23 protein-coding genes and 2 tRNA genes are annotated in these 26,128 nt (G+C 71.7%); 16 read left to right on the top strand and 9 right to left on the bottom strand.

Annotation, left to right across the window (positions count from 1 at the left end; translation table 11 throughout):
- Window positions 1-329: 329 nt before the first annotated feature.
- Window positions 330-827: a hypothetical protein gene (locus tag ACIBJF_RS08460; protein ID WP_399172934.1), complete on the top strand. Its 498-nt coding sequence runs from the start codon at window positions 330-332 to the stop codon at window positions 825-827.
- Between the two features lie 427 nt (window positions 828-1,254).
- On the opposite strand, the gene ACIBJF_RS08455 is transcribed toward ACIBJF_RS08460, so the two are convergent.
- A tRNA-Ser gene (locus tag ACIBJF_RS08455) sits at window positions 1,255-1,339 on the bottom strand.
- A gap of 221 nt (window positions 1,340-1,560) precedes the next feature.
- Window positions 1,561-3,063, bottom strand: a complete 1,503-nt coding sequence (locus ACIBJF_RS08450; protein WP_399172933.1) for a trypsin-like peptidase domain-containing protein — start codon at window positions 3,061-3,063, stop codon at window positions 1,561-1,563.
- A gap of 250 nt (window positions 3,064-3,313) precedes the next feature.
- Here ACIBJF_RS08450 and ACIBJF_RS08445 point away from each other — a divergent pair, with 250 nt between their 5' ends.
- From ACIBJF_RS08445 to ACIBJF_RS08435, 3 genes are all read left to right on the top strand, one after another.
- Window positions 3,314-4,144: a glycerophosphodiester phosphodiesterase gene (locus ACIBJF_RS08445; protein WP_399172932.1), complete on the top strand. Its 831-nt coding sequence runs from the start codon at window positions 3,314-3,316 to the stop codon at window positions 4,142-4,144.
- 169 nt (window positions 4,145-4,313) lie between these two features.
- The gene (locus tag ACIBJF_RS08440) at window positions 4,314-4,949 is read left to right on the top strand and encodes an ATP-binding protein (protein WP_399172931.1); all 636 of its coding nucleotides are present in this window, start codon (window positions 4,314-4,316) and stop codon (window positions 4,947-4,949) included.
- A gap of 317 nt (window positions 4,950-5,266) precedes the next feature.
- Window positions 5,267-6,232 carry a DUF5926 family protein gene (locus tag ACIBJF_RS08435; protein ID WP_399172930.1) on the top strand — a complete coding sequence of 322 codons (966 nt, stop codon included), beginning with the start codon at window positions 5,267-5,269 and terminating at the stop codon, window positions 6,230-6,232.
- A 243-nt stretch (window positions 6,233-6,475) separates the two neighbouring features.
- On the opposite strand, the gene ACIBJF_RS08430 is transcribed toward ACIBJF_RS08435, so the two are convergent.
- On the bottom strand, window positions 6,476-7,099 hold the full coding sequence (locus tag ACIBJF_RS08430; RefSeq protein ID WP_399173034.1) for a hypothetical protein: 624 nt from the start codon (window positions 7,097-7,099) through the stop codon (window positions 6,476-6,478).
- 237 nt (window positions 7,100-7,336) lie between these two features.
- Complete coding sequence (locus ACIBJF_RS08425; RefSeq protein WP_356300982.1) at window positions 7,337-8,023, bottom strand: bifunctional DNA primase/polymerase; 687 nt, start codon at window positions 8,021-8,023, stop codon at window positions 7,337-7,339.
- Window positions 8,024-8,633: 610 nt separating this feature from the next.
- On the opposite strand from ACIBJF_RS08425, the gene ACIBJF_RS08420 reads away from it, so the two are divergent.
- The 3 genes from ACIBJF_RS08420 to ACIBJF_RS08410 all read left to right on the top strand — a co-directional run bounded on the left by ACIBJF_RS08420 (window position 8,634) and on the right by ACIBJF_RS08410 (window position 13,112).
- On the top strand, window positions 8,634-10,034 hold the full coding sequence (locus tag ACIBJF_RS08420) for a PP2C family protein-serine/threonine phosphatase (RefSeq protein WP_399172929.1): 1,401 nt from the start codon (window positions 8,634-8,636) through the stop codon (window positions 10,032-10,034).
- A gap of 185 nt (window positions 10,035-10,219) precedes the next feature.
- Window positions 10,220-11,680 (top strand): aminopeptidase P family protein, encoded by a 1,461-nt coding sequence (locus ACIBJF_RS08415; protein WP_399172928.1) that lies wholly within the window; start codon window positions 10,220-10,222, stop codon window positions 11,678-11,680.
- A gap of 67 nt (window positions 11,681-11,747) precedes the next feature.
- Window positions 11,748-13,112: a PLP-dependent aminotransferase family protein gene (locus ACIBJF_RS08410; protein WP_399172927.1), complete on the top strand. Its 1,365-nt coding sequence runs from the start codon at window positions 11,748-11,750 to the stop codon at window positions 13,110-13,112.
- 10 nt (window positions 13,113-13,122) lie between these two features.
- On the opposite strand, the gene ACIBJF_RS08405 is transcribed toward ACIBJF_RS08410, so the two are convergent.
- Window positions 13,123-13,686 (bottom strand): GNAT family N-acetyltransferase, encoded by a 564-nt coding sequence (locus tag ACIBJF_RS08405; protein WP_399172926.1) that lies wholly within the window; start codon window positions 13,684-13,686, stop codon window positions 13,123-13,125.
- Window positions 13,687-13,693: 7 nt separating this feature from the next.
- Entirely contained in the window at window positions 13,694-14,140 is a 447-nt protein-coding gene (locus ACIBJF_RS08400; RefSeq protein ID WP_351802763.1) for an ATP-binding protein, read from the bottom strand.
- A 186-nt stretch (window positions 14,141-14,326) separates the two neighbouring features.
- Between ACIBJF_RS08400 and ACIBJF_RS08395 the strand changes: the two genes are divergently transcribed.
- The 9 genes from ACIBJF_RS08395 to ACIBJF_RS08355 all read left to right on the top strand — a co-directional run bounded on the left by ACIBJF_RS08395 (window position 14,327) and on the right by ACIBJF_RS08355 (window position 24,460).
- Entirely contained in the window at window positions 14,327-15,190 is an 864-nt protein-coding gene (locus ACIBJF_RS08395) for a hypothetical protein (RefSeq protein ID WP_399172925.1), read from the top strand.
- Between the two features lie 162 nt (window positions 15,191-15,352).
- Window positions 15,353-16,105 (top strand): YcnI family protein, encoded by a 753-nt coding sequence (locus tag ACIBJF_RS08390; RefSeq protein ID WP_399172924.1) that lies wholly within the window; start codon window positions 15,353-15,355, stop codon window positions 16,103-16,105.
- Window positions 16,106-16,210: 105 nt separating this feature from the next.
- The gene (locus ACIBJF_RS08385; RefSeq protein ID WP_399172923.1) at window positions 16,211-16,864 is read left to right on the top strand and encodes an SCO family protein; all 654 of its coding nucleotides are present in this window, start codon (window positions 16,211-16,213) and stop codon (window positions 16,862-16,864) included.
- Window positions 16,861-17,343 carry a copper chaperone PCu(A)C gene (locus tag ACIBJF_RS08380; protein ID WP_399172922.1) on the top strand — a complete coding sequence of 161 codons (483 nt, stop codon included), beginning with the start codon at window positions 16,861-16,863 and terminating at the stop codon, window positions 17,341-17,343. Before ACIBJF_RS08385 ends, ACIBJF_RS08380 begins: the two co-directional genes overlap by 4 nt.
- 17 nt (window positions 17,344-17,360) lie before the next feature.
- Window positions 17,361-19,352 carry a copper resistance CopC/CopD family protein gene (locus tag ACIBJF_RS08375; protein WP_399172921.1) on the top strand — a complete coding sequence of 664 codons (1,992 nt, stop codon included), beginning with the start codon at window positions 17,361-17,363 and terminating at the stop codon, window positions 19,350-19,352.
- A gap of 8 nt (window positions 19,353-19,360) precedes the next feature.
- The gene (efeB, locus tag ACIBJF_RS08370; protein WP_399172920.1) at window positions 19,361-20,644 is read left to right on the top strand and encodes an iron uptake transporter deferrochelatase/peroxidase subunit; all 1,284 of its coding nucleotides are present in this window, start codon (window positions 19,361-19,363) and stop codon (window positions 20,642-20,644) included.
- 201 nt (window positions 20,645-20,845) lie between these two features.
- Window positions 20,846-21,778 (top strand): prephenate dehydratase, encoded by a 933-nt coding sequence (gene pheA / locus ACIBJF_RS08365; protein WP_351802777.1) that lies wholly within the window; start codon window positions 20,846-20,848, stop codon window positions 21,776-21,778.
- Window positions 21,779-22,385: 607 nt separating this feature from the next.
- Complete coding sequence (gene serS / locus ACIBJF_RS08360; protein WP_399172919.1) at window positions 22,386-23,663, top strand: serine--tRNA ligase; 1,278 nt, start codon at window positions 22,386-22,388, stop codon at window positions 23,661-23,663.
- Window positions 23,660-24,460, top strand: a complete 801-nt coding sequence (locus tag ACIBJF_RS08355; protein ID WP_399172918.1) for an HAD family hydrolase — start codon at window positions 23,660-23,662, stop codon at window positions 24,458-24,460. The genes serS and ACIBJF_RS08355 overlap by 4 nt, the downstream gene beginning before the upstream one ends.
- Before the next feature lie 245 nt (window positions 24,461-24,705).
- On the opposite strand, the gene ACIBJF_RS08350 is transcribed toward ACIBJF_RS08355, so the two are convergent.
- From ACIBJF_RS08350 to ACIBJF_RS08340, 3 genes are all read right to left on the bottom strand, one after another.
- Window positions 24,706-24,793, bottom strand: a tRNA-Ser gene (locus tag ACIBJF_RS08350).
- Between the two features lie 251 nt (window positions 24,794-25,044).
- A complete protein-coding gene (locus ACIBJF_RS08345; RefSeq protein WP_399172917.1) occupies window positions 25,045-25,287 on the bottom strand; it encodes a hypothetical protein in 243 nt (80 codons plus the stop codon).
- Window positions 25,288-25,405: 118 nt separating this feature from the next.
- Window positions 25,406-26,125, bottom strand: a complete 720-nt coding sequence (locus ACIBJF_RS08340) for an ABC transporter permease (RefSeq protein WP_351802785.1) — start codon at window positions 26,123-26,125, stop codon at window positions 25,406-25,408.
- Window positions 26,126-26,128: the final 3 nt, after the last annotated feature.

Raw genomic sequence — 26,128 nt, 5'->3', positions numbered from 1 at the left:
AGCCGGGACGGCCCAGCCGAGCTCAAAACACCGTCGTGGCCGGGGCGGCCGGTTCCACGAACCTCGAACCTCACGTTGCGGCAGGTGACACCGCTTTCCAGCAATCTCGACCAGGCAAGAGTCAAGCCTTGGCTTTCTCTGATTGAGCATGCTCGGCCGCCGCGCTGACCGCCTTGCTCTGGCTCGCCCTGGGTTCCAAGGGATATTCCTTCAACTGGGAACGCGGCTCCACGAACGGTGGCTGCAAGTGGATCGTCTCTAACCAGGGGACCGCCAAGCTCCCGGCGCTCTCGCCCTACATCGCCCACTCGTGAGTTGAGGACGATCTCATGAAGCTTTCCCTGCGGGCCGCCGGCCTGTCGGCCCTGGTGCTTGTGTCGGCCTGTTCCGGCGGCGCTCACTCCCGGGCGACCGCCACCCACGGGGCGACGCCGCCTCCGTCGAAAGCGACGACGGGGACCGGCGCGACCGTCTCCCCGCTCCAGACCCCGACGAGCCCGGACCGCCTTCCCAATCCGGTCCAGTCTCCGATCCCTGTGGGGTCGAAGACGCTGTACACGGGCTCGGGTCACGGTGCGGGCAGTGTCACGCTTCCCGCTTCAGCGGGGAAAGCCTCATCCATCACAGTGAGGTGGACATGCGCCGGACCTTCCAAATTCAACATTGTCGCCGCCAGAAATCTCCTGGCCGGCTCTCAGTGCGGTGATGGGAGCGGCGTGTTCACCGCCAAGATCCCGCACGCCCATATGCACGAACTGGCGTGGAAATTCTCGGCGGCTAATTCGGTGATCTGGCGGATCGTCGTCACCCAACCACCGAAGAACTAGCAACGACCGTACCGACGCCTGGGAAATCCGGGGCATTCCGGCCGAGCTAGGCGATGCGTTCTCCGGCTGGGCCGTGCTCATGGACGAGAAGGCCGGTGCAGACGCGAACCGCCGAGACCGCCTTCCAGCTGGGACTTCCAGGGCAGACGTGATCGCCCTGATAGGGGTGCGGCTCAGCGAAGCTGGTGGCGGTACAGCGGCAAGGTACGCGATCCCGGCCAACCGACCACGCCCGACAGCCACCCCGAGAGACCGAGCAGCGGCCTGTATGACCCCCGTTGATCGATCTCTACAGAGCCATGGATCAGAAGGTGCCGTGCCCCTCCGTTGTCGAGCGGGGAACACCGGAGAACGACGGGCACTCACGGAGTGCGCACAGCACGACGGCCCCTGACCGATCTGCCTGGTCAGGGGCCGTCAACCTGCGCGGTGGGTGTGGGATTTGAACCCACGGTGACTCGCGCCACGACGGTTTTCAAGACCGTTCCCTTAGGCCGCTCGGGCAACCCACCTCGCTCCCGCCCACCTGGGGCGGAGCGGGTACAGCGTACCGGGATCGAACGTCCGGCGGGTGGTGTGGTCGGTAGCGGGGGCCCTGGGAGCCGGTACGGAACCCAGGGTGGCCGCGTGGTGACAGGCAACCACCGCCCGGGCCGGCGTAGGCGCCCCCGGCGCGGCGAGGGGCGCCCCTCTGCCGAGAAGCGCCCCCACGTGTGCGTGTCGGTCGGTCTGGTCAGTTGTCGCCGATCCGGGAGCCCAGGGTCAGCTCGGTCGTGTGTTCCTGGCCGCCGCGCTTGTAGGTGATCGTGACCTTGTCGCCGGGCTTGTGGGTCCAGATCTCGCCGATCAGGGTCGGGCCGCTGTCGATCACCATGTCGTCCAGCTTGGTGATCACGTCACCCGGCTTGAGGCCCGCCTTGTCGGCGGGGCCGCCCGACTCGACCGCGGCGGAGCCGGCCGCGCCCTGGTCGGTGATCTTCGCGCCACCGGTGGAGTCCTCCAGCGAGACGGAGGCGCCGATCTTGGCGTACACCGGCTTGCCCGTCTTGATCAGCTGCTGGGCGACGTACTTGGCCTGGTTGATCGGGATGGCGAAGCCCAGGCCGATCGAGCCGGACTGCCCCGAGCCGAAGCCGCCGCTGTTGGTCGACTGGATCGCCGAGTTGATGCCGATGACCGCGCCGGAGGCGTTCAGCAGCGGGCCGCCGGAGTTGCCCGGGTTGATCGACGCGTCGGTCTGCAGGGCGCTCATGTACGACGCCTTGCTGGAGGAGCTGCCGTCGCTGGAGGCCACGGGGCGGTTCTTGGCGCTGATGATGCCGGTCGTCACCGTGTTGGACAGGCCGAAGGGGGCGCCGATGGCGATCGTCTCGTCACCGACGGCCACCTTGTCGGAGTCGCCGAGGGCGAGGGGCTTGAGGTCGGTCGGGGGGTTCTTGAGCTTGATGACGGCCACGTCGTAGCCCTGGGCGTGGCCGACGACCTCCGCGTCGTACTTCCTGCCGTTCGGGAACGTGGCGGTCAGCTTGCCGCCGTCGAGCGCGTCCGCCACCACGTGGTTGTTGGTGACGATGTGGCCCTGGGTGTCGAAGACGAACCCGGTGCCCGTGCCGCCCTCGCCGTTGGTGCTCTCGGCCTCGATGGTGACCGTGCTGGGCAGCGCCCTGGCGGCCACGTTGGCGATCGTGCCGGGCGCGCGCTTGACCTGCGCGGCGCTGCCGTCGGAGGCGGAGACGGTGGTGGAGCCGCTGTCGTTGTCCTTGGCCAGGGTGTAGCCGAGGCCGCCGCCCAGACCGCCCGCGACCAGCGCGGCCACCAGGACCGCGGCGACGAGACCGCCGCGCCCGCTGCGCGGCTTGGGAGCGGGCTGCTGGTACGACGCTCCCCAGCCGCCGGCGCCGCCCGCACCGCCCATACCGGCGGCACCGCCGTCGCCGTAGGACGCGCCCCCGCCGTACGGCGGGTTGGCCGGCGGCGGAGGCGGCCAGGAGCCGTCGGGGGCCGGACCCGAGGCGGCGGGGCCGGATGCGTGCGGGGTGGAGGCGTGCGGGGTGGTGGCCTGGCCCGGCTGGGATCCGGCCGTGGCCGGCGCGTCCTGGGGCACCGGCGGCAGGGGAGCCGTCGGCTCGTTCCCCCCGGGGGCGGAGCCCTGCGGGGAAGTGGCGGGAGAGGCCACCGGCACGGGAGGTGCGGACGGGGCCTGGGGTACCTCGTTGCCCTCGTTCTCGGTGCTCACAGCTCTTCTCCTCGGTCCACGGCTGTTGTTCTCGGTCACGCTCGGCAGCTGTGCATGGTGCTGGGTTCAGTTTCCACTGTGCCGTTTGTATGCAGTCAGCTTTTCCCACGGGCCGTCAGAGCACCATAAGCGGTGGCTGTGGGTCCGTGACCAGTCTTTATATAGGGAATTCCTGGCAAAAGTTACACAAACGGGCACCAAGTGCGCCCGAGCCGCCCCGCGCACCCCTGGACGGTGGCACCATGACGCGGTGACCCACGCACTACAGCGCTCCGTCCAGGTCGTCGCCCACCGAGGCGCCTCCGAAGACGCTCCCGAGCACACCCTGGCCGCCTACAAGAAGGCCATCGAGGACGGTGCCGACGCCCTCGAGTGCGACGTACGGCTGACCGCCGACGGCCACCTGGTCTGTGTCCACGACCGGCGGGTGAACCGTACCTCCAACGGTCGGGGCGCCGTCTCCGCGCTGGAGCTGGCCGATCTCGCCGCCCTCGACTTCGGCTCCTGGAAGCCGCGCGACTCCTGGCGCGGACGGGACGAGGAGCCCGACTGGGAGCACCGGCCGGAGGACCGCGAGGAGACCTCCGTGCTCACCCTGGAGCGGCTGCTGGAGCTGGTCTCGGACGCCGGGCGGCGGGTGGAGCTGGCCATCGAGACAAAGCACCCCACGCGCTGGGCCGGCCAGGTCGAGGAGCGGCTGCTGACGCTGCTGAAGCGGTTCGCCCTGGACGCGCCGGCCTCCGCCGCCGAGTCCCAGGTCCGGGTCATGAGCTTCTCGGCGCGCTCGCTGCACCGCGTGCGTACCGCCGCGCCGACGCTGCCGACGGTCTACCTGGTGCAGTTCCTCACACCGCGGCTGCGCGACGGACGGCTGCCGGCGGGCGTGCGGATCGCCGGCCCCTCGATCCGCATCCTGCGCAACAACCCCGCCTATGTGGAGCGGCTGCAGCGCGCCGGTCACCGGGTGCACGTGTGGACCGTGAACGAGCCCGAGGACGTCGATCTCTGCGTGGAGCTGGGCATCGACGCCATCATCACCAACCGCCCGCGCGCGGTCCTGCGTCAGCTGGGGCGGGTGTGACCTCAAGAGGGCGGTAAAGAGCCGTGCCCGTCCCTTGACCCCCGCCGTGCGGCTGCTGAATCCTCCACTCTCGGCCACACCATTGAAATCCAGCCATACGACGACCCACGGTAGGGCCTTCGTCACAGGGAGTGCTCCGGCGGGTTCGCTCCGTGCAGGGCCGTTGCGAATGCGTCACCGGAAGAGGATTGGCCGGTTTCCGGTACAGGCCGTTGGGGCATCCACACCGTGGCGTGGGGCAAAGGAGGTCTCGGGGGTGGCGTTGGTGGTGGCACAGGAGGTGCCCACGTCGTCGAGCATGGCCGTTCCCCATGGCCCTGCGGGCGTGGGGAAGGCGAGACACCGGATGCGTTCGCAGCTGCGCAGCGGTGGCGTGTCCGAATCGGTCATCGACGATGCCGTACTGATCCTTTCCGAACTGCTGAGCAATGCCTGCAAACACGGGCGGCCCCTGGGTGACGCGCTGGCCGGCGACGGCGATGTGCTCGCCGCGTGGCGGGTCGACGCGGGGGGCCGGCTCATCGTCGAGGTGACGGACGGCGGCGGCCCGACGCGCCCGGCGCCGGCCACCCCGTCGGTGACGGCGCACGGCGGCCGCGGGCTGAACATCATCACGGCACTCGCCGACGACTGGGGCGTCCGGGACGACGTGCACGGCGAGGTGACGGTCTGGGTGGTGGTCCACGAAGACGTCCACGATCCCGATGCGGGGGGCCGCCGGGACGGTTTCGCTACGCGCGTCACGTCCCGCGTGCCGGACCTGCCCGGGCTGGACTTCGCGGACGCGTTCGAGGACATGGACTGAACGACACGGTCGAGGAGTTGGGCCGAGGGGCGTCATCGAGGGCCTGAGCCACGCGGCGAAGGACACCGGCCCGGCGACGCGAGCCCCGGTCCGATGGGCGAGGGTCGCAGACCGGACCCGCGGCCGTGAGCCGACCCGACGCCGGCGACCCCCGCCCGCAGGACCGGGAGCCGGCCGCGGGACGCCCCTGAATTGTCCGCGGATTCACACCGTTGGAGTCGAGCGGACGTGCGTTGTCCACAGGTTCCCGCCGGTCATGGCCTGAACGGCTAGGCTCCCGCCCGTACGAGAAGAGCCGTAACCGGGAGACACGCACGATGGCCAAGAAGCGACCCCAGACGAAGGCCGATCGGCCGCAGCTCAGCGATGCGGAGGTCCCGGTTGTCGGCGCCCGCGAGCCCTGCCCCTGCGGCAGCGGCCGGCGCTACAAGGCATGCCACGGCCGGGCCGCGGCGCACGCGGTGACCGAGCTGGTGCAGCGCCCGTTCGAGGGGCTGCCCGGCGAGTGCGACTGGGTGGCGCTGCGTGAGCTGGTGCCGGCCGCGACGGCCGAGCTGACCCTCAAGGACGGCCTGCCCGAGGACGTCCCGTCGGTCACGCTGGCCACGGTGCTGCCGATGGCCTGGCCCGCGCTGCGCCGCGACGACGGGTCGATCCTGCTCGGCCTGCAGAACGACACGGCGTCCGGTGACCTCAGCCGCGACCTCGCCGACACCCTCCAGCGCGCCCTCCAGGCCCAGCCCGGCACCCCGGTGCAGGGCCGTCGCGCCCCGGTCGGCGGTCCGCGGCTGCAGGACCTGCTCGACCTCCAGGCGCCGTTCGAACCGGTCGTGCAGAGCGGCTTCGAGTTCTGGGTGCCGGACGCGGAGAACGCCACGCCCGAGGTGACCGCCTCCCTGGAGCGGGCCAATGCCGCCGCCATCCCGACGGCGAGGCTGACCGGCGTGGACGCCGCGTACTGGTGCGAGACCCCGGAGAAGAACCACCTGCGCTGGGTCATGCCGCATCCGGAGGAGCAGCTTCTGGACGCTCTCGCGCGGCTGCACGCGGCGGGCCGTTCCCATCTGGGCGAGGGCACCCGGCTCGTGGGTTCCTTCCGTGCTCACGGCCTCACCGTGCCGGTCTGGGACCTGCCGAGCGGGGTCACGGCGGACGACGTGGAGAAGCCGGCCGCCGAGTTCGCCGAGCGGCTCGCCGCCGCCCTGGCCGCCACCGAGCCGCTCACGCCGGAAGAGCGCCGGGCGCGTGGCGGACTGACCAACCGGCAGGTCACGCTCAGCTGACGCGGCGCCGCGCGCGTCTTGGGACTGAACGGTCGGTAAGGCGCGCGCAGGCCGTGAAACAGGTGACTCCTGTCACAACTCCCCCTGACGACAGGGAAATCGGTGGCCGAATGCCCCGGACGGAATTTGCGAACCGCCGATCTCTTGTTACCGTTCCAGTAGCCCGGTTGCTGGTGCATCCCCCGTCGCCAGCAACCGGGTCTTTCCATGTCCGCGTAACGGTGTACGGCGCGTCGCGGAGCGTCAACTCCCGTTGGCCAAGCCGGAGTTGTTGTCGGCGACCACCGAGTCGCTGCCCGAGCGCAGCAGCAGCGGGCCGTCGGTCCCGTGCGCGGCGAACTCGGTGACGGCCGTGTAGGCGTCCATGCCGCCCCGGCTGTGCTCGCGGGGTGTCTCGCAGGTGGCGGGCTCGTCGTCGGTGCCCGTGACGCACCGCGTCTGCAGGCTGTGGCCGCCCGGGCCCATCAGGCTGAGCACGGAGTCCAGCGACTTGCCAGTGGAGTTGCGGTAGTAGGTGCGGGCCCAGGTGTCGGTGCCCTCGGCCAGCACACAGGTCTGGGCCTCGATGCCGTCGGGGGAGGTGAGCTGGGGGCCGCACCGTGTGGCGGTGGCCAGGCCCAGCCCGAGCACCCGAGGCGTCCGGTCGGGCGCGGGCTGCTTGGCATCCTCGCGCCCGAGGCCCCCGTCACGCCGCTCCAGGTCCCCGACGCTCCCGGTGGCGTCCTGCGCCCCGGGGGCCCGTACGGCGTCCCGCGCCTTCCCGGCCACCTCGTGCCGGGCCGCCTTGCCCACCTGTCGCGCGGACGCCACGGCCAGCGGCAGCACGACCGCGGCCGTCACGACGGCGGCGAGCCCGAGCAGCCGCAGCGTCCGGGAGTCGGCCCGGCGCACACGCCCCGGCGGCACCGCCGTCGGCTGCGCACCCGTCGAGGTCACCCCCGTCGGCCGCACGCGTGGCGACCGCGCCGCTCCCCGTACCGATCGGCGGCCGTGCCGCCCCGAAGGCCTCCCGGAGAACCGAGTGCCTTGTCCCCGAGAATCTCGCAGCATGTGCGGAAGATAACGAGCGGGCGGGACGCACGGCCCCGCCCGCGCCGGACACCCCTACAACTCGGGCGCGCTCACACCCGTACGAGTGAGGGCGTCGACCACGGCGTCCACCACGGCCTCCACATCCGGCACCCAGGGCGCGGCCGACCCCGGCAGCGGCGCGCGCTCCCAGCGGACCGCGCCTTGGCCGGTCTCGGACGGGGGCAGGGCGAGGTAGCCGCCCTCGCCGTGGAAGCGCAGCGAACCCGGGACGAAGTCCTTGGCGTAGAGCAGTTCGCCCAACTGCTCCAGGGAGTACGGCTTCACCAGCAGCGCCCAGCGGGTCGGGGAGGCGATCACCGGGCCGAGGCGCATGCCCCGCCGGTCGAGCAGGGCGAGGGCGCGGGAGGCGGCGAGCGCCGGCAGGCTGACCGCGCAGGGCGCCTTGCCCCCGGTGGCCAGGACGACCGGCGCGCTCGGCCGGTTGGTCCACCACCAGCGCACCATACGGGCGTCGGTCGTGGCGGCGAGCAGGCCGGGATCGAAGGGGTGCGCACCGGGCACCGTGCACTCCGGGTCGGGGCACGCGCAGCGGGCCCGCCCGCGCGGGTCCGGGGCCACGCCCGGGAGTACCGGCCACTGCCATTCGGTCGCGAAGGTCAGGGCCGCACCGATCAGCTCAGGCCTTTCGTCGTTCCGCCCGGGCATCCCGTCGTTCCGCCTGGACAGGAGCCTGCGTCGCCTTCCGAGGATCTCGCGCATGAGCGCTCGTTCCTTTCCGTTGCACCGCTGGCAACACCGTGGTCCACATCACACCATGTGTCGATCACTTCACTGTGCGTACCTGTTGGCGCATCACACCCCTGCACACGGCAGGGGGATCCCCAAGGGGTCGAGCAAGGGTCGCGTCCGCGTCCATAGTGCGTCTTCCACAAGCACGGCTGCGGCGCGGGGGTGGCGAAGTATGGCGTTTTGCCGTCGCGCGTGTTTCTCTCCGCCTCCGCCAGGGAGGATGGGGCTCGGCCGTCGGTGGCTATGACGCCCGGGTCCGTCGCCAGGTTCCGGGTGGCCCCCAACCACCCCTGGCCTTCACCGAGTACGTACCCATCACGACCGCTGTGACGCTCCGTGGAGCAAGGCCAGTCGACCGCAATGGACCGATACCTGGTGCAGTTTTCAGCCAACTTGGCAGTAAGGCAAGGGGTTCGAGGGAAACCTCGTCCGGCTCATGGACACCAGGAATCCCAGCAGGACAATACTGGACATCCCCTCACGAGTGCGTGTACATGTGGAGACACTGCTAGCGGCGCAGAATGCCATGGGGGTTTGCGATGCTTTTCAGCACTACGCACCGGCCTGAAAGCCGGACGCCATGAACGCCCCGCACCCTCCGAAAGTGGCTGGAATCGATCCAGCGGTTCCGACGCCCGCACACACTGTCGCGCCCACTCCCCCCGCCGCCGGCGCCGGTCCCTCCCCGGACCCCGCTCCCGTCCCCGCGCCGAACGCCCCCGCGCCCGGCGCCCTCCTCCAGGACCGGCTGGCCGGCTGGGTCTCCGACCTCACCACCCTCCACGAACTCACCGAGTGCCTGTCCCGGACGAACGCCCTGGAACCGGCCCTGCACGAATTCCTGCGCGCCGGAGCCGCCCTCGTCGGCGCCCGCCGCGGCCTGGTCGCCCTGGAGCCCGGCGACGGACTCGGCCCCCGCACCACCCTCGGCCTCGGCCTCGGCCGCGCCGACCTCGGCCACATCGAGACCGTCCCGCGCGGCGCGCTGCCGTACGACACCGGCACGGCCGCCGAGATCGTCCACCCGGACCTGCTCGCCGAGGACGGCCTCGACCCCCGGCACCGCGAGGTGGCCGCCCGCCTGGGCTACGCCGCCAGCTACGCCCTGCCCCTCGCCTCCGAGTCCGCCGGCCGTCTCGGCGCCGCCGTCTGGCTCTACGACGAACCGGCCGAACCCGACGAGCGCCGGCGCCACCTCGCCGGCCTCTACGTCCGGCACGCCACCGAGCACCTCGCCCGGCTGGTGGAGCTGGAACGCGCACGCGCGTGCGTGGCGACCATCGCCGAGGAACTGCTGCCCGCCCGGCTGCCGCGCGTGCCCGGCGTCCAGCTCGCGGCCCGGCGCCGCACCGGCCCGCTCGGCGGCGGCGACTGGTACGACGCGCTGCCGCTGCCGGACGCCGCGCTCGGACTGTCCGTCGGCTCGGTCACCGGCTCCGGGCCGAGCGCCGTGGCCGCGATGGGCCGGCTGCGCGCCAGCTTGCGCGCGTACGCCGTGATGGAGGGCGAGGACCCGGTCGCCGTCCTGTCCGACCTGGAACTGCTGCTGCGGCTGACCGAACCCGCCCGCTCGGCCACCGCGCTGTTCGCCTACTGCGAGCCCGCCCTGCGCAAGGTCACCCTGGCCGGCGCCGGACACAGCCCGCCGCTGCTGATCGGCGAGCGGCGCACCGAGTTCGCCGAGACCTCCGTCTCCGCGCCGCTCGGCATGCTCGCCTACTGGGAGGCGCCGAGCGTGGAGTTCCAGGCGGAGGCCGGGGAGACGGTGCTGCTGTACACCGACGGGCTGCTGCACCGTACCGGCGACCCGACGGACCGCGCCTTCGCCCGCCTGCACGCCGCCGCCGCGAGCGTCCCGCGCGCGCTGCGCCGCGACCCCGGCGCCATCGCCGACCACGTCCTGCGCACCGTCCTGCCGGACGGTCTGGACGCGGCCGACAGCGAGGAGGACGTGGTGCTGCTGGCGGCCCGCTTCGACTGAGCACCGCCCCGCCGCCGACGGCCCGCTTCGGCCGGGCATCGCCATGCATGACCGGGCATAACAGGTCGTACGACCCTGGTCCGCCCGCGGTACGAACGTACGATGATGGAGGCTCCCCGCTCCGACACGATCGCGAGCAGCACGGGCCGCCGGGGGAGATCACACGCCGTACCGAGGAGGATCACGTGTCCGACGAGCTCAACCCGGAGACCCCGGAAGCTGAGTCCGAGGAGCCCATCAAGCAGCGGAAGAACGGCCTGTACCCGGGCGTCTCCGACGAGCTGGCCGAGAACATGAAGTCCGGCTGGGCCGACACGGAGCTGCGGGACCTGCAGCCGATCCCGCAGGCCGCCGAGACCGCGCGCCGCCGCGCATCGCTCTCCGCCCGCTTCCCGGGCGAGCGCCTGGTGATCCCGGCGGGCAACCTGAAGACCCGCTCGAACGACACCGAGTACCCCTTCCGCTCCTCCGTCGAGTACGCGTACCTCACCGGCAACCAGACCGAGGACGGCGTCCTGGTCCTGGAGCCCACGGCCGACGGCCACGAGGCGACGATCTACCTCCTGCCCCGCTCCGACCGCGAGAACGGCGAGTTCTGGCTCTCCGGCCAGGGCGAGCTGTGGGTCGGCCGGCGCCACTCCCTCGCCGAGTCCGAGGCGCTGTACGGCATCCCGGCCGCCGACGTGCGCGAGCTGGCCGACAAGCTGCGTGAGGCCACCGGCCCGGTGCGCGTGGTGCGCGGCTACGACGCCGGCATCGAGGCCGCGCTGACCGACAAGGTCACCGCCGAGCGCGACGAGGAGCTGCGGGTCTTCCTCTCCGAGGCGCGGCTGGTCAAGGACGAGTTCGAGATCGGCGAGCTGCAGAAGGCCGTCGACTCCACGGTCCGCGGCTTCGAGGACGTGGTGAAGGTCCTCGACAAGGCCGAGGCCACGTCCGAGCGCTACATCGAGGGCACGTTCTTCCTCCGCGCGCGCGTGGAGGGCAACGACGTCGGCTACGGCTCCATCTGCGCGGCCGGCCCGCACGCCTGCACCCTGCACTGGGTCCGCAACGACGGCCCGGTCCGCTCCGGCGACCTGCTCCTGCTCGACGCCGGTGTGGAGACCCACACTCTCTACACCGCCGACGTCACGCGCACGCTGCCGATCAACGGCACGTACACCGGGATCCAGAAGAAGATCTACGACGCGGTGTACGAGGCCCAGGAGGCCGGTATCGCGGCGGTCAAGCCGGGCGCCAAGTACCGCGACTTCCACGACGCCGCCCAGCGCGTGCTCGCCGAGAAGCTCGTCGAGTGGGGCCTTGTCGAGGGCCCGGTGGAGCGCGTCCTGGAGCTGGGTCTGCAGCGCCGCTGGACCCTGCACGGCACGGGCCACATGCTCGGCATGGACGTCCACGACTGCGCCGCCGCGCGGACCGAGACGTACGTGGACGGCACGCTGGAGCCGGGCATGGTGCTCACCGTCGAGCCGGGGCTGTACTTCCAGGCCGACGACCTGACCGTGCCGGAGGAGTACCGGGGCATCGGCGTCCGGATCGAGGACGACATCCTCGTCACCGAGGACGGCAACAGGAACCTCTCGGCGGGCCTGCCGCGCCGTTCCGACGAGGTCGAGGCCTGGATGGCCGCCCTGAAGGGCTGATCTGGGTTTCAATGGCCGGGTGCCGGGAAGGTGCCCGGCCATTCGCGTGCCTGGGGGGAAGGTTCTCGTGAACGACTTCTGGTCCGGTGTCGGTGTCGATCTGCATCTGGAGCCGGACTCGGCGGACGGGCGCCGTATCGGACTCGAGCGGGCCCTGCGGGCCGCCGTACGGGACGGGCGGCTCGTGCCCGGGACCCGGCTGCCGGCCACCCGGCGGCTCGCCACCGAGCTCGGCATCTCACGCGGCACCGCCAAGGCCGCCTACGACCAGCTCGTCGCCGAGGGGTACCTGACGGCGCGCCAGGGCTCGGGCACCCGGGTCGCCGAGCTGCCGCCCGTGGCCTCGGCGGAGCCCGGCACGGCGACACGCACGCGTGCCCCGCGTTTCGATCTGCGCCCCGGCAGCCCGGACGTCGGCGCGTTCCCGGCGGCGGCCTGGCTGCGCGCGCTGCGCCGGGCCATAGCGACGGCGCCTTCGCTGGCGTACGACTACGGCGACCCGCGCGGCCGGATCGAGCTGCGCACGGCGCTCTCCGGCTATCTGGGCCGGGCGCGCGGGGTGCTGGCGCCGCCGGAGCGGATCGTCGTCACCTCCGGGTACGTCCAGGGCCTCGCGCTGCTCACGCGCGTGCTGGACGGCGCCGCCGTCGCCATGGAGGACCCCGGGCTGCCGTTCCACCGGGAGGTCGTGCGGCGGGGTGGCGGAACGGTCCTGCCGGCGCCGGTCGACGCGCACGGGGTGCGCCCCGAGGAGCTGGGCGAGGCCGCCGCCGTGGTGGTCACACCGGCGCACCAGTACCCGACCGGGGTGACCCTGCACCCGGAGCGGCGGCGGGCGCTCGGCGACTGGGCACGCGCGTGTGGCGGGCTGATCGTCGAGGACGACTACGACGGGGAGTTCCGCTACGACCGCCAGCCGGTCGGCGCGCTGCAGGGCATGGCGCCGGACCAGGTGGTCTATCTGGGCACCGCCTCCAAGACGCTCGGCCCCGCACTCCGCCTCGGCTGGATGGTGCTGCCCGCGCACCTGGTCGACGCGGTCGCCGACGCCAAGCTGCACAGCGACCACCACACCGAGACCATCGGCCAGCTGGCGCTCGCCGAGCTGATCGACAGCCACGCCTACGACCGGCACGTGCGCGCGTGCCGGCTGCGCTACCGGCGCCGCCGGGACCAGTTGCTGCACCGGCTGGGGGCGGGCCGGAGCGTGCACGGGATCGCGGCGGGGCTGCACGCGCTGATCGACGTGCCCGACGAGGCGGCGGTGCTGGCCCGCGCGGAGGCGCAGGGCCTCGCCCTCGGCGCCCTCGGCGACCACTGGCAGATACCCGGCCAGGGCCGGCCGCAGGGCCTGGTCGTCGGCTACGGCACGCCCCGCGAGCGGGCGTATCCGGAGGCCCTGGAGGTGCTGGCGAAGGTGCTGGACGCCTGAGAGGGGCTCGTCACAGGGCGGGATCGCGGTCGTGCAGGATCCGCTGGAACAGCCGGCAGTCCCGCCACTCCCCGTCGATGTGCAGGTACTTCGGGGCCATGCCGATCGGTTCGAACCCGCATTTCGCCAGCACTCGCTGCGAGCCGGTGTTCCCGAGCAGCGTGGAGGCCTCGATCCGGTGCAGCCCCACCGTGTCCCGCGCGATCCGGCAGACCCGCTCCACCGCGGCCGTGGCCAGGCCGCGGTGCTGCTGGTCGGCGGCCACCCAGTAACCGAGCGAGGAACTGCAGAACGGCCCTCGGGCGATCCCGGTCATGGTGATGGTCCCGACGATCCGCCCGTCCGCCGCCTGGAACACGAAGGGAACCGCGCCGCCCTCGGAGAACACCCGCAGCATCCCGTCGATCCGCTCCCGCTGCCCCGCCTCGGTGAAGAAGGACTCCGGCCGGCGCGGCTCCCACGGCCGCAGGTGCTCACGGTTGTCCGCATAGGCCGCGCTCAGCGGGGCCGCGTCGCCCCGCTCCAGCAGCCGCAGCGTCACCCCGGCCGCTATGTCTGCGCTCTCGATCTCCATGCCCTCACTATGCCGTCAGCAGCGAGGGATCCTTCGTCCACTTGAGAATCTTGTCGAAGCTGACCACCGTGCCGCCCCGGCCGGGCTTGGCACCGATGTGCACGTGGTCGGCGAGTTCCCGGATGAGACACAGCCCGCGGCCGTGCTCGGCGTCCGCGCGGGCGGGCCGGATCTCCTGGGTGCGGGCGAACCCCGGTCCGGAATCGGCCACTTCGATACGGCACTTCTCGCCGTCGAGATACGCGGTCACCCGGTACGCCTCCGAGACGCCGCCGTGCGGCGCGTTCCCGCCGTGTTCGACGGCGTTCGCGCAGGCCTCGGTCAGGGCCACGGACAGGTCGTAGGAGACTTCGGGATCGACGCCCGCCGTCTCCATGGTGCCGATCAAAAGCCGCCGGGCGAGCGGCACGCTCGCGGCCTCGCGGCGCAGATGGAGTGACCACCAGATGCTCATGCTCCAGCCTCCTGGCCGCGGCTCGACATACCGATACGTATTGCCGCCCGTAGGGGGCCGTAAGCACACAGTTGACGTGACTCCGCCCATACAGCCGATGCGCAGAGGGAGGAATCGGTGTATGTGGGACGTTCCCCCGGCCCTGCCGTAGGGCGCCCGTAAGCGCAGTGCGATGATGAGCGCGCCATGACTGCCCCCCACCCGCGCACGGCGCGTCCCGGAGCCGGGCTCCGGATCCTGCGGGCCGCGGTGTTCGCCGCGGTCTGCGTCGCGCTGGCCGCGTGCGGGCACACCCTCGCCTCCTGCGCGAGCGTGCCCCTGTGGACGCTGGGCGCGGGCTTCCTCGGCTGTCTGCTGCTGGTGGTGCCGCTCGCCGGGCGGGCCCGCTCGCTGCCGGGCATCGCCGCGCTGCTCGCGCTCGGCCAGACCGCGCTGCACACGCTGTTCGGGCTGGGCCAGCACGGCGCCGCCATGGCCTCCGGCGGGACGGCGATGGGGTCGATGGGGTCGATGAACTCCACCGGCTCGACGGTCTCCTCGCTCAGCGACACCGCGCTGGTCGAGCAGGCCGCACGGCTGCTGTGCGGGTCGAGCCCGGCCGCCCTGACCCCGGGGCGCGCCTTCCATCTGCTGTTCGCCGCGCACCTCGTGGACCGCTCGGGACGGCCCGTGGCGGTCATGGGCGGCGTGCACCACGCCTACGACGCCGCCGACTCCTCCACCGCGCTGCTGCCCTCGCTGCCGATGCTGCTCGGCCACGTCCTCGCGGCCGTCACCGCGGGCTGGCTGCTGCGCCGGGGCGACCTGGCCCTGCTGCGGCTGATCGAGTTGTCGGCGCATGGAGTCGCAGAGGGGGCGCTCGTACGGTCGCTGCGCGCCGCGCTCGCGCTGGCGCGCGCCCTGTGCGCCGGGCTGCTTCCCGCCTCCGAGCCCTTCCCGCTGGGCCGTCGTACCGCCCGGGACGACGCACCCGACCCGCACACCACCGCGCTCCAGCACACGGTGATCCGGCGCGGCCCGCCCGCCGCCGCCTTCCGTCTCGCCGCCTGACGCGACGCGCGCACCACTCCACTGATCCGGTGATCCGGAGCAGAGGGCTGCCGCCGTCGCGCGGCACGCGCGCGTGCGCACCGTGAACCCGCCGAAGGATACGGCCACGCGCACGCGTACCCCTCTTCCTCACCGGAACTCTCAGAGTGGAGTGCTCCTGCCATGCAGGCTTCTCGTATCGCTTCTCGTATCGCTTCCCGTTCCCTCGCCGCCGGCGCCGTCGCGGGCACGGCCGTCCTGGCGCTGTCCGTCCCCGCCTTCGCGCACGTCTCCGTGCAGCCGGAGGGCACCGCGGCCAAGGGCGGCTACGCGGTCGTCGACTTCAAGGTCCCCAACGAGCGCGACAGCGCCTCGACCACCAGGATCGAGGTCAACTTCCCGGCCGACCACCCGCTGGCCTCGGTCATGCCCGAATCCGTCGCCGGCTGGAACGTGAAGGTCACCAAGTCCAAGCTCGACAAGCCGCTGACCGTGCACGGCGAGAAGATCGACGAGGCCGTCACCAAGGTCACCTGGACCGCCGCCGACGGCAAGGGCATCCAGCCCGGCTACTTCCAGAAGTTCCCGCTCTCCCTCGGCGCCCTGCCCGAGAACACCGACCAGCTCGTCTTCAAGGCGGTCCAGACGTACTCCAACAAGGAGGTCGTGCGCTGGATCGAGGTGCCGCAGGCCGGCCAGGACGAGCCGGAGAACCCGGCGCCCGTGCTGCAACTGTCCGCCGCGACCGACGACCACCACGGCACGGCGGGCGCCGAGGACGCCTCCGACAAGACCGCGACCACGGCCGCCGCCGATTCCGGATCCGGCTCCCACGACACCGACACCACCGCGCGCGTGCTCGGCGTCGTCGGCATCGTCGTCGGCGTCGCGGGCGTCGCCTACGGCGTCCTCGCGGGCCGCCGCCGGACCGCCTAAGCCCCTCCGGACCGCGCACCGGGGTCGTGCGGGGCGTGCGACGCTGTCGTGGCTGTCGTACGACCCCGGTGCGCGCCGGAGCACTCACATCTGGGACATTTTTCTATGCGCAAGAAGACGTTCGCCGCGGCCGCGCTGCTCGCCGCCGCCACCCTGACCCTCTCCGCCTGCGGCAGCGGGAACGACGACAAGTCGCCGGTCTCCGTGGTCTCGGAGGAGTCCGACTCGGGCAAGGCCGCCACCGTCCTCGACCAGCCCTTCCAGAAGCCGGACCTGGTCCTCACCGACACCCACGGCGAGAAGTACGACCTCCGCCAGGAGACCAAGGGCCATCCGACGCTGCTGTACTTCGGCTACACCCACTGCCCCGACATCTGCCCGACGACGATGAGCAACATCGCCGTCGCCAAGAAGGCGCTGCCCAAGTCCGAGCAGAACGACCTGCGGGTGGTGTTCGTCACCACCGACCCCGGCCGTGACACCCCGGCCGAGCTGGGCAAGTGGCTCAAGGGCATCGACCCGCAGTTCATCGGCCTGACCGGGGACTTCGCCACCATCCAGGCCGGCGCCCGCTCCGTCGGCATCTCCGTGGAACCGACGACGAAGGACAAGAACGGCAAGCTCGTCTCCGTCCACGGCACCCAGGTCATCGCCTTCTCCCCGAAGACGAACGGCGGTTACGTCCTCTACGGCGAGGACGCCACGGTCGACGACTACACCAAGGACCTGCCCGAGCTCGTCAAGGGGGCGAACCCGTGAGGCACCGCCCCGCCCTCGTGACCGCGGGCGCCGCGCTCGCCGGTGCGCTGGCCCTCGCCGGCTGCTCCGGCCCGGGCTCGGGGTCGTCCGGCTCCGGCTCCTCGAAGGCCGAACTGTCGGTGAGCGGGCCGTACATGCCGCAGCCGGTCTCCGCCGACATGGCCGCCGGCTTTCTGACGATCGCCAACAAGGGCGGCGCCGAGGACGAGCTGACCGCGGTGACCAGCGACGTCGCCGGCCAGGTCACCATGCACAGCACCATGGGCGGCGCCATGCGGGAGAAGAGCTCCTTCGCCATACCCGCCCACGGTCAACTCGTGTTCAAAAGCGGTGGCAACCATCTGATGTTCGAGAAGCTGAAGCACCAGCCGAAGCAGGGCCAGACGGTCACCGTGAAGCTCACCTTCGCCAAGTCCGGGCCCCTCACCGTCGAGATACCGGTGAAGTCCGCGACGTACAACCCGTCGACCGGCCACTGAGGGAGGGACCGACCACCGTGACGCGGACCATCACCCCCACGGGACACCGGGGCAGCCTGCGCACCCTGGTGCTGCTGCTCCTCGCCGCCATCGGCGCACTGCTCGCGGGCGCCGGAGCGGCCTCCGCCCACGCGGCGCTGACCGGCAGCGACCCCGCACAGGGGGTGGTGGTCAAGCAGGCGCCCAGCCAGGTGTCGCTCACCTTCTCCGAGAAGGTCGCGATGAACGACGACTCCCTGCGCGTCCTCGACCCCCGGGGCAAACCGGTCCAGACCGGCACACCCACCAACGTGAGCGGCACGACGTACGCGGTGCAGCTCAAGAGCGGCCTCGGCAAGGGCACCTACACGGTCACCTACCAGGTCGTCTCGGCCGACAGCCACCCCGTCTCCGGTGCCTACACCTTCTCCATCGGGGCGCCCTCGCAGACCGTGGTCTCCGGCACCGGTCCGGTCGCGGGCGGCGGAGCCGTGGGCGGTCTCTACGCGTTCGGGCGGTACGCGTCGTACGCCGGGTTCATCGTGCTCGCCGGCGGCGCGGCCTTCGTGCTCGCCTGCTGGCAGCGCGGCGCAGGTGTACGGGCCCTGCAGCGGCTGGTCGTCGGCGGCTGGCTCACGCTCACCGCGGCCACCCTGTGGCTGCTGCTCCTGCGCGGCTCCTACACCACCTCCGGGAAGTTCGCCGACGTCTTCGACCTCGATCTGCTGGGCCAGGTGCTGCAGACAAAGACCGGCGCGGCGCTGGTCTCCCGGCTGCTGCTGCTCGCCGCCGCCGCGCTGTTCGTCGCCGTCCTCTTCGGCGCCTACACCAAGCGCGAGGAGGGCCAGGAAAAACGCGACCTGACCTTCGGGCTCGCCATCGGCGGTGTGGTCGTCGCGGCGGGGCTCGCGAGCAGCTGGGCCATGGCCGAGCACGCCTCGGTCGGGCTGCAGCCGGGCATCGCCATGCCCGTCGACGTCGTCCACCTGCTCGCCGTCGCCACCTGGCTGGGCGGGCTCACCGCCCTGCTGGTCGCCCTGTACCGGGCGCCCGCCGAGACACCGGTGGAGGCCTCCGCCGTCCGCCGCTTCTCCCGGCTGGCCTTCGGTTCCGTCGTCGTGCTCGTCGCCACCGGTATCTACCAGTCCTGGCGGCAGCTGGGCTCCTGGTCGGCGTTCACCGACACCCGGTACGGGCAGTTGCTGCTGGTCAAGATCGGGCTGGTGGCGCTCCTGGTCGGCATCGCCTCGATATCGCGACGGTGGACGGGGCGGCTCGCCGACGACGCGCACAACGCCGACGCTGTTGCCGACGCCGGGGAAGCCGGGAAAACGGCCGCGGCCGCCGAGGAGCCCGAGAAGGAACGCGTCACCGCGGCAAGGGCGGCGGAGAAGGAGCGTGCCGCCACGGCGAAGGCGGCCGGGAAGAGCACCGGCTCCGGCGACTCGGAGCGCGCCGCCCAGCTCGCCCGGCAGCGGGCCGCGATGGCCACCGCCCGGCAGAAGCGGCTGCGGGACGGCGACGCGAACCGCTTCGGACTGCGCCGTACGGTGCTCGCCGAGGCCGGTGTCGCGGTCGTCCTGCTCGCCGTCACCACCTGGCTGACCCAGACCGAGCCGGGCCGCACCGAGCTGGACGCCAAGGCCGCCTCCTCGTCCTCCTCCGCCTCGGCCACGGCGCCCTCGAACGGCGCGCTGACCCTGGACATGCCCTTCGACACCGGCGGCACCGACGGCAAGGGCGTCGTCAGCATCGACCTCGACCCCGCGCGCGTGGGCGGCAACGAGATGCATGTGTACGTCCAGCGGCCCAACGGCCGCGCCTTCGACATCCCCGAGGTGAAGGTCGCCTTCACCCTCGAGGCGAAGAAGATCGGCCCGCTCCCCGTGACCCCCGACCACATCACCACCGGCCACTGGTCGGCGAGCGGAGTGCAGATTCCCATGGCCGGCGACTGGAAGATCGCCGTCACCGTGCGGACCTCCGACATCGACCAGGTGACCGTCTCCAAGAACGCGCAGATCGGCTGAACGACACCATGCCCGACCAGTCCATCCCTCAGGCCCGTACCGCCGCCGAGGTTTCCGAGGCGACCGAGCCCGCGGGCGGCCACGGCATCTCGCGGCGCGCCCTGCTCGGCACCGCGGGCGCCACCGGGCTCGTGCTCGGCGCGGCGGGCGGTGCCGTGGGCTACACAGCCGCACCCGCCCCGGCCACCCCGCTGACCTCGGTGGGCTCCGACCGGGCGATGTTTCACGGGAAACATCAGCCCGGCATCACCGAGGGCCTCCAGGCGCGCGGTCATCTCGTCGCCTTCGACCTGACGGCGGGCGCCGGCCGCAAGGAGGCCGCGGCCCTGCTGCGCCGCTGGTCGACGACGGCCGAGCGGCTGATGGCGGGCGAGGCCGCGCCGCACGACGACACCGATGTGGCCTGCGACGCCGGACCCTCCTCGCTGACGATCACCTTCGGCTTCGGGCACTCCTTCTTCGGCAGGACCGGTCTGGAGAAGCAGCGGCCGAGCGCGCTGGACCCCCTGCCCGACTTCTCCTCCGACCACCTCGACAAGGCGCGCAGCGACGGCGATCTATGGCTGCAGATCGGCGCGAACGACGCCCTGGTCGCCTTCCACGCCCTGCGCGCGATCCAGAAGGACGCGGGGGGCGCGGCCCGTCTGCGCTGGCAGATGAACGGCTTCAACCGCACGCCGGGCGCCACCGCGCACCCCATGACCGCCCGCAACCTCATGGGCCAGCTCGACGGCACCCGCAATCCGAAGCCGGCCGACGCCGACTTCGACCGGCGGATCTTCGTGCCCGCCTCGGGCGAGCCGGCCTGGATGGCGAACGGTTCCTACGCCGTCGTACGCCGCATCCGCATGCTCCTCGACGACTGGGAGAAGCTGTCGGTTTCGGCCCAGGAGGCGGTCATCGGGCGCCGGAAGTCCAACGGGGCGCCGCTGTCCGGGGGTGACGAGACCACCCCCATGGACCTGGAGAAGACCGACGCCAAGGGCGAGTACGTCGTCCCCCTCAACGCCCACGCCCGGATCACCCGGCCCGACAAGAACGGCGGCGCTGCCATGTTGCGGCGTCCCTTCTCCTACCACGACGGCTTCGACGCGGACGGCACGCCCGACGCCGGTCTGCTCTTCGTCTGCTGGCAGGCCGACCCGCTGCGGGGCTTCGTCCCGGTGCAGCGCAAGCTCGACCGGGGCGACGCACTGTCCCAGTACATCCGGCACGAGGCGAGCGGGCTGTTCGCGGTGCCGGGTGGTGCCGCCAAGGGCGAGTACGTGGGGCAGCGGCTGCTGGAGAGCTGAGCGGGCGGGCGCGTGACGGGGGTGGGGCCGGCGCGTGACAGGGGCGGGCTGGGACGACGTGTGACGGGGAAACACGTTCGAGCGGGTCACCGCTCTGTCGGAGTTACGCGCTTTAGGGGTATTCGGGATTCAAACCACTCGGTCGAGTGGTTGTCGTGAGACACCCGAGCCCGGACGGCCTGCGGCGATTAGGGTGAGGACATGCCAGCGAGCTATGCGTATCTCGGCCCCGAGGGCACCTTCACCGAAGTCGCCCTGCGGACGCTCCCGGAAGCGGCCACCCGGGAGCTCGTCCCGTATGTGTCGGTGCAGTCCGCGCTGGACGCGGTGCGCACCGGCGAGGCCGAGGCCGCGTTCGTGCCGATCGAGAACTCCGTCGAGGGCGGCATCACCACCACCCTGGACGAGCTGGTCGCGGGCGAACCGCTGATGATCTACCGCGAGGTGCTGCTGTCGATCACCTTCGCGCTGCTGGTCCGGCCCGGCACCGAGCTCACGGACATCAAGACGGTCTCCGCCCACCCGGCGGCCCAGCCGCAGGTGCGCAACTGGATGCGCAAGCACCTCCCGGACGCGCACTGGGAGTCGGCCGCCTCCAACGCGGACGCCGCACGCCTGGTTCAGGAGGGCCGCTACGACGCCGCCTTCGCGGGCGAGTTCGCCGCCGCCCGGTACGGCCTTCAGGCCCTGGAGACCGAGATCCACGACGCGGAGAACGCGCAGACCCGGTTCGTGCTGGTCGGCCGCCCGGCCCGGCCCGCCGCGCCGACCGGCGCCGACAAGACCTCGGTGGTGCTGTGGCAGCGCGACGACCATCCCGGTGGTCTGCGCGACCTGCTCGGCGAGTTCGCCTCGCGCGGCATCAACCTCATGCTGCTGCAGTCGCGGCCGACCGGCGCCGGCATCGGCAACTACTGCTTCTGCATCGACGCCGAGGGCCACATCTCCGACCGGCGGATGGCGGAGGCGCTGATGGGCCTGAAGCGGATCTGCCTGCAGGTGCGTTTCCTCGGCTCCTATCCGCGTGCGGACATCGGGCCGGCCGAGGCTCCCGCGACGCGGCCGGGGACGTCGGACGAGGAGTTCATGGCGGCGGCGGACTGGGTGGCGCGCTGCCAGGACGGCCGGTTCTGACGCGGCCGTAGACTGCTTCCGACCAGTACTACCTGCATATCTTGGTTATCCACAGAAGTTATCCACAGGTCCGCTTCTCGACCTGGGGACAAGTCGACAAGGGTGCGTGAGTCGGTCGACAAATCGCCCCCCATGCCCCCGACGCGGCCACCATCCCGCACCTCACCCTTCGTCCACTCGTTTCCATTGATTCATCTTTTGGAGCGACCCCTTTCCACTCGAAAGTGGGTGTGAACCGGGTTTGTCCTGGGAATTCTCCAGTCCGCCGCGATGTTCCGGAGTGATCAATTCCGAAATCCACAGACCTTCCACACAGCCTGTGGATAACTCTTCGGAGGGGTGTGGATCGCTGTGGACAGCGGGCCCCGAAGTCCCGTCCTCCCCATGGAAATCCGGTCAACCCGGCGCCGGGGCGCTGCCCCGCACCAGGGAGTGGGACACTTCTCCTTGACACGTTCCTGGCAGTTCCGGCCGGCGCCGACGGGTTTTGACGCATCACGCTGCGTAATCTGCACATTACGGAACGTAAGCGACAAATGGTGATGAATCCGAGCTGCTTGGAATAGGGATTCGTGAGCGGCGAGCCCGCAACGGTAGCCTTGGCCTCGTGATTGACCTTCGCCTGCTCCGTGAGGACCCCAACCGTGTGCGCGCGTCCCAGCGCGCCCGTGGAGAGGACGTCGCGCTCGTCGACTCCCTCCTGTCTGCCGACGAGCGGCGCAGGTCCTCCGGCGTCCGCTTCGACGAGTTGCGCGCCGAGCAGAAGCAGCTCGGCAAGCTGATCCCCAAGGCCACCGGCGACGAGAAGGCCGAGCTGCTGAAGCGGGCGAGCCAGCTCGCCGCCGACGTCAAGGCCGCCGACGCCGAGCGCGACGCGGCCGACGCCGAGACCCAGGAGCTGCTGCTCCGGCTCGGCAACCTCGTCCACCCCGACGTGCCCGTCGGCGGCGAGGAGGACTTCGCCACGCTGGAGACGCACGGCACGATCCGTGACTTCGGCGCCGAGGGCTTCAAGCCGAAGGACCACCTGGAGCTCGGCCAGATCCTCGGCGCCATCGACGTCGAGCGCGGCGCCAAGGTCTCCGGTTCCCGCTTCTACTTCCTCACCGGCGTCGGCGCCCTGCTGGAGCTGGCCCTGGTGAACGCGGCGATGGCCCAGGCCACCGCGGCCGGCTTCACCCCGATGCTCACCCCGGCGCTGGTCCGCCCGCAGTCCATGGCCGGCACCGGCTTCCTCGGCCAGGCCGCCCAGGACGTCTACCACCTCGACAAGGACGACCTGTACCTGGTCGGCACCTCCGAGGTCCCGCTGGCGGCCTACCACATGGACGAGATCCTCGACGCCGACCAGCTGCCCCTGCGGTACGCGGGCTTCTCGCCCTGCTTCCGCCGCGAGGCCGGCTCGCACGGCAAGGACACGCGCGGCATCTTCCGTGTGCACCAGTTCGACAAGGTCGAGATGTTCTCGTACGTCGCCCCCGAGGACTCCCAGGCCGAGCACCAGCGCCTGCTGGAATGGGAGAAGCAGTGGCTGACCTCGCTGGAGCTGCCGTTCCGCGTCATCGACGTCGCCACCGGTGACCTCGGCGCCTCGGCCGCCCGGAAGTTCGACTGCGAGGCGTGGATCCCGACCCAGGGCAAGTACCGCGAGCTGACCTCGACCTCGGACTGCACCGAGTTCCAGTCCCGCCGGCTGTCGATCCGCGTCCGCGACGGCAAGCAGGTCAAGCCGCTCGCCACCCTCAACGGCACGCTGTGCGCCGTACCGCGCACGATCGTGGCGATCCTGGAGAACCACCAGCAGGCCGACGGCTCGGTCCGGGTCCCCGAGGTGCTGCGCCCGTACCTGGGCGGCCGGGAGGTCCTGGAGCCGGTCGCCAAGTGACCGGCTTCCCCTACCGGCTGATCGCGACCGACCTCGACGGAACGCTCCTGCGCTCCGACGAGTCGGTCTCCCAGCGCACCCGGGACGCGCTCGCCGCGGCCACCGCGGCGGGCGCGGCCCACATCGTCGTCACCGGCCGCGCGGTCCCGTGGACCCGGCACATCCTGGACGACCTCGGCTACGAGGGACTCGCCGTCTGCGGCCAGGGCGCGCAGGTCTACGACGCCGGTGCGCACCGCCTGCTGACGTCCGTGACCCTGGACCGGCAGCTGGCGGGCGTGGCCCTGGCCAAGATCGAGGCCGAGGTGGGTCCGCTGTACCTGGCGGCCAGCCGGGACGGTCTCGACGGAGAGGTGCTGGTGGGCCCGGGCTACGCGGTCACGGGCAGGCTCCCCGCCACCCCCTTCACGGACGCGTCCGACCTCTGGACGGCTCCGCTGGGCAAGATCTACATACAGCATCCGACGATGGGCGACGACGAGCTGGCGGACGCCGCCCGGCAGGCGGCCGGCGGTTTCGTCACCGTGGCCATGGCGGGCGCGGGCGTCGTGGAACTCCTCCCGCTGGGCCTGTCCAAGGCCACGGGCCTCTCCCTGGCGGCCCGTCGCCTCGGTCTGAAGGCCGCGGACACGATCGCCTTCGGCGACATGCCCAACGACATCCCGATGTTCGCCTGGGCCTCCCGGGGCGTGGCCATGGCCAACGCCCACGAGGAGCTCCGCGCGGTGGCCGACGAGGTGACCGCCTCCAACGAGGAGGACGGGATCGCGGTGGTGCTGGAGCGGTTGCTGGCTTAGCGGCCGGGGCTCGCCGTGCGACGTGCGGTCCGTCGCCGGGTGCGGGTGCGTCGTGGCTGGTCGCGCGATTCCCCGCCCCTGGGGCGTTGCAGCACCGGCGCCTTCCAAGCGCCGCCGCCGCTGCGGGCAGAGGGCACCCTGCCGGCGCCGGCGCGTGAGACACCCCGTCGGCCACCCACAGCACCGGGCGCCACCCCACGTACTCCCAGCCGGCAAGTCGGCCAACTCCCAGTGACAACGTCTCGCGGAGGATGCACGAATCGAACGTGCGCGGGCTTTTCAGGCCCGACCACGGTTTAGCAAACCGGTGCCTTACCACTCGGCCAATCCTCCGGGTGGGCGGCCCACGCGAGAGCGACATCGCGTGCTCGAAGCGGCCGCCCCGGGCAGCTCCTAGGGCTCCACGGCGGGGTAACTACACCGGAGCCGGCCTCGGGCTGCCCTGGCGGGAGCTGGGCGTACTGCCGTGCATGGACATCGCCCACCTCCACTCCCGGTTCATGACGCCGGGACGATCCCGGCGGATGGGGCACAATCACTGTGCCTGACCGCCGAGTTGGGCGCCACCGAATAAAAGGGCGCCGCTAGCGCCGGCGCCATCTGCGCCGACGCGCCTTGCTGAAGAACCAGCCCGCCGGGGGCTCGTCGGAGCGCCATGGCTGCGGCTCCGGCTCCTCGGCCCGCCAGCGGGCGGCCAGCATCCGTGCTCTCGCGGACGGCTCGGAGGTCTCGGCGGAGCGCACGAAGGACTCGTCCAGGACCAGCTCGTCCCAGACGTCACCGCCGGAGCGCCCACACTCGTCGTGCTGCGGTATCTCCTGTGCCATGACCGGCCTCCTAGCCGTACATCCGCTTTGCCCAGTGTGCCCGGGTCGAGATGAAGTCCCCGTCAAGGCCCCGGGGCCCGGTGGGGACCCCGGAGCCCTGGCGGGACCCCCGGCGGGCCTACTCCTCGCCCGCCAGCTTCAGCGTCCGCAGCTTCTGCCCGGCGTACCAGGTGGCCAGCACGGTCACCGCCACCAGCAGCACCGTGGCCGTCGGCAGGCTCACGTCCGAGGTCACCAGGTCACCGCCGGCGAGCTTGTGGGCGACGGCCAGCGACCACTGCTGGACGCTGAGCGTGCGCGCGCCGGGCACCAGTGAGCCGAACAGCGCCTCCCAGACCAGCGCGTAGACGAGTCCGAAGACCACCGCGTGCCGGGAGACGGTGCCGAGCAGCAGGAAGAGCGCCGAGTAGGCGATGGAGGACACCAGCGCGGCGACGGTGTAGGCGACGGCGATCTGCTGGCCGTTGCCGTTGAGGATCAGGCCCGCGATCAGGGTCGGGACCGCCGAGAACACCATGGTCACGGCGATGGCGACGATCAGCTTGGTGAAGATGATCGTGGGCCGTTTCAGCGGCTTGGACAGCAGATAGACGACGGAGCCGTCGTCGATCTCCGGTCCGATCGCGCCCGTGCCCGCGATGACGCCGATGATCGGCACCATCGTGGCGATCCCGAAGCCGCCGAGTACGTCGGAGGCCGTCTGGTCGTCGGCTCCGGTCAGGCCGCGTACGGCCACGGAGATCACGATCAGCAGCAGCGGCAGCGCGCCGAGGATGAGGGCCCGGCGACGGCCGAGCAGGGCCCGGTAGGTGAGCCGGGCGACGGTGGGGTCGTACATCTT

The organism is Streptomyces sp. NPDC050743 (assembly GCF_044456925.1).
Taxonomy (GTDB): Bacteria; Actinomycetota; Actinomycetes; order Streptomycetales; family Streptomycetaceae; genus Streptomyces.
The sequence above is the reverse complement of the archived record's forward strand: the minus strand, read 5'-3'. Positions and strand labels throughout refer to the sequence as shown.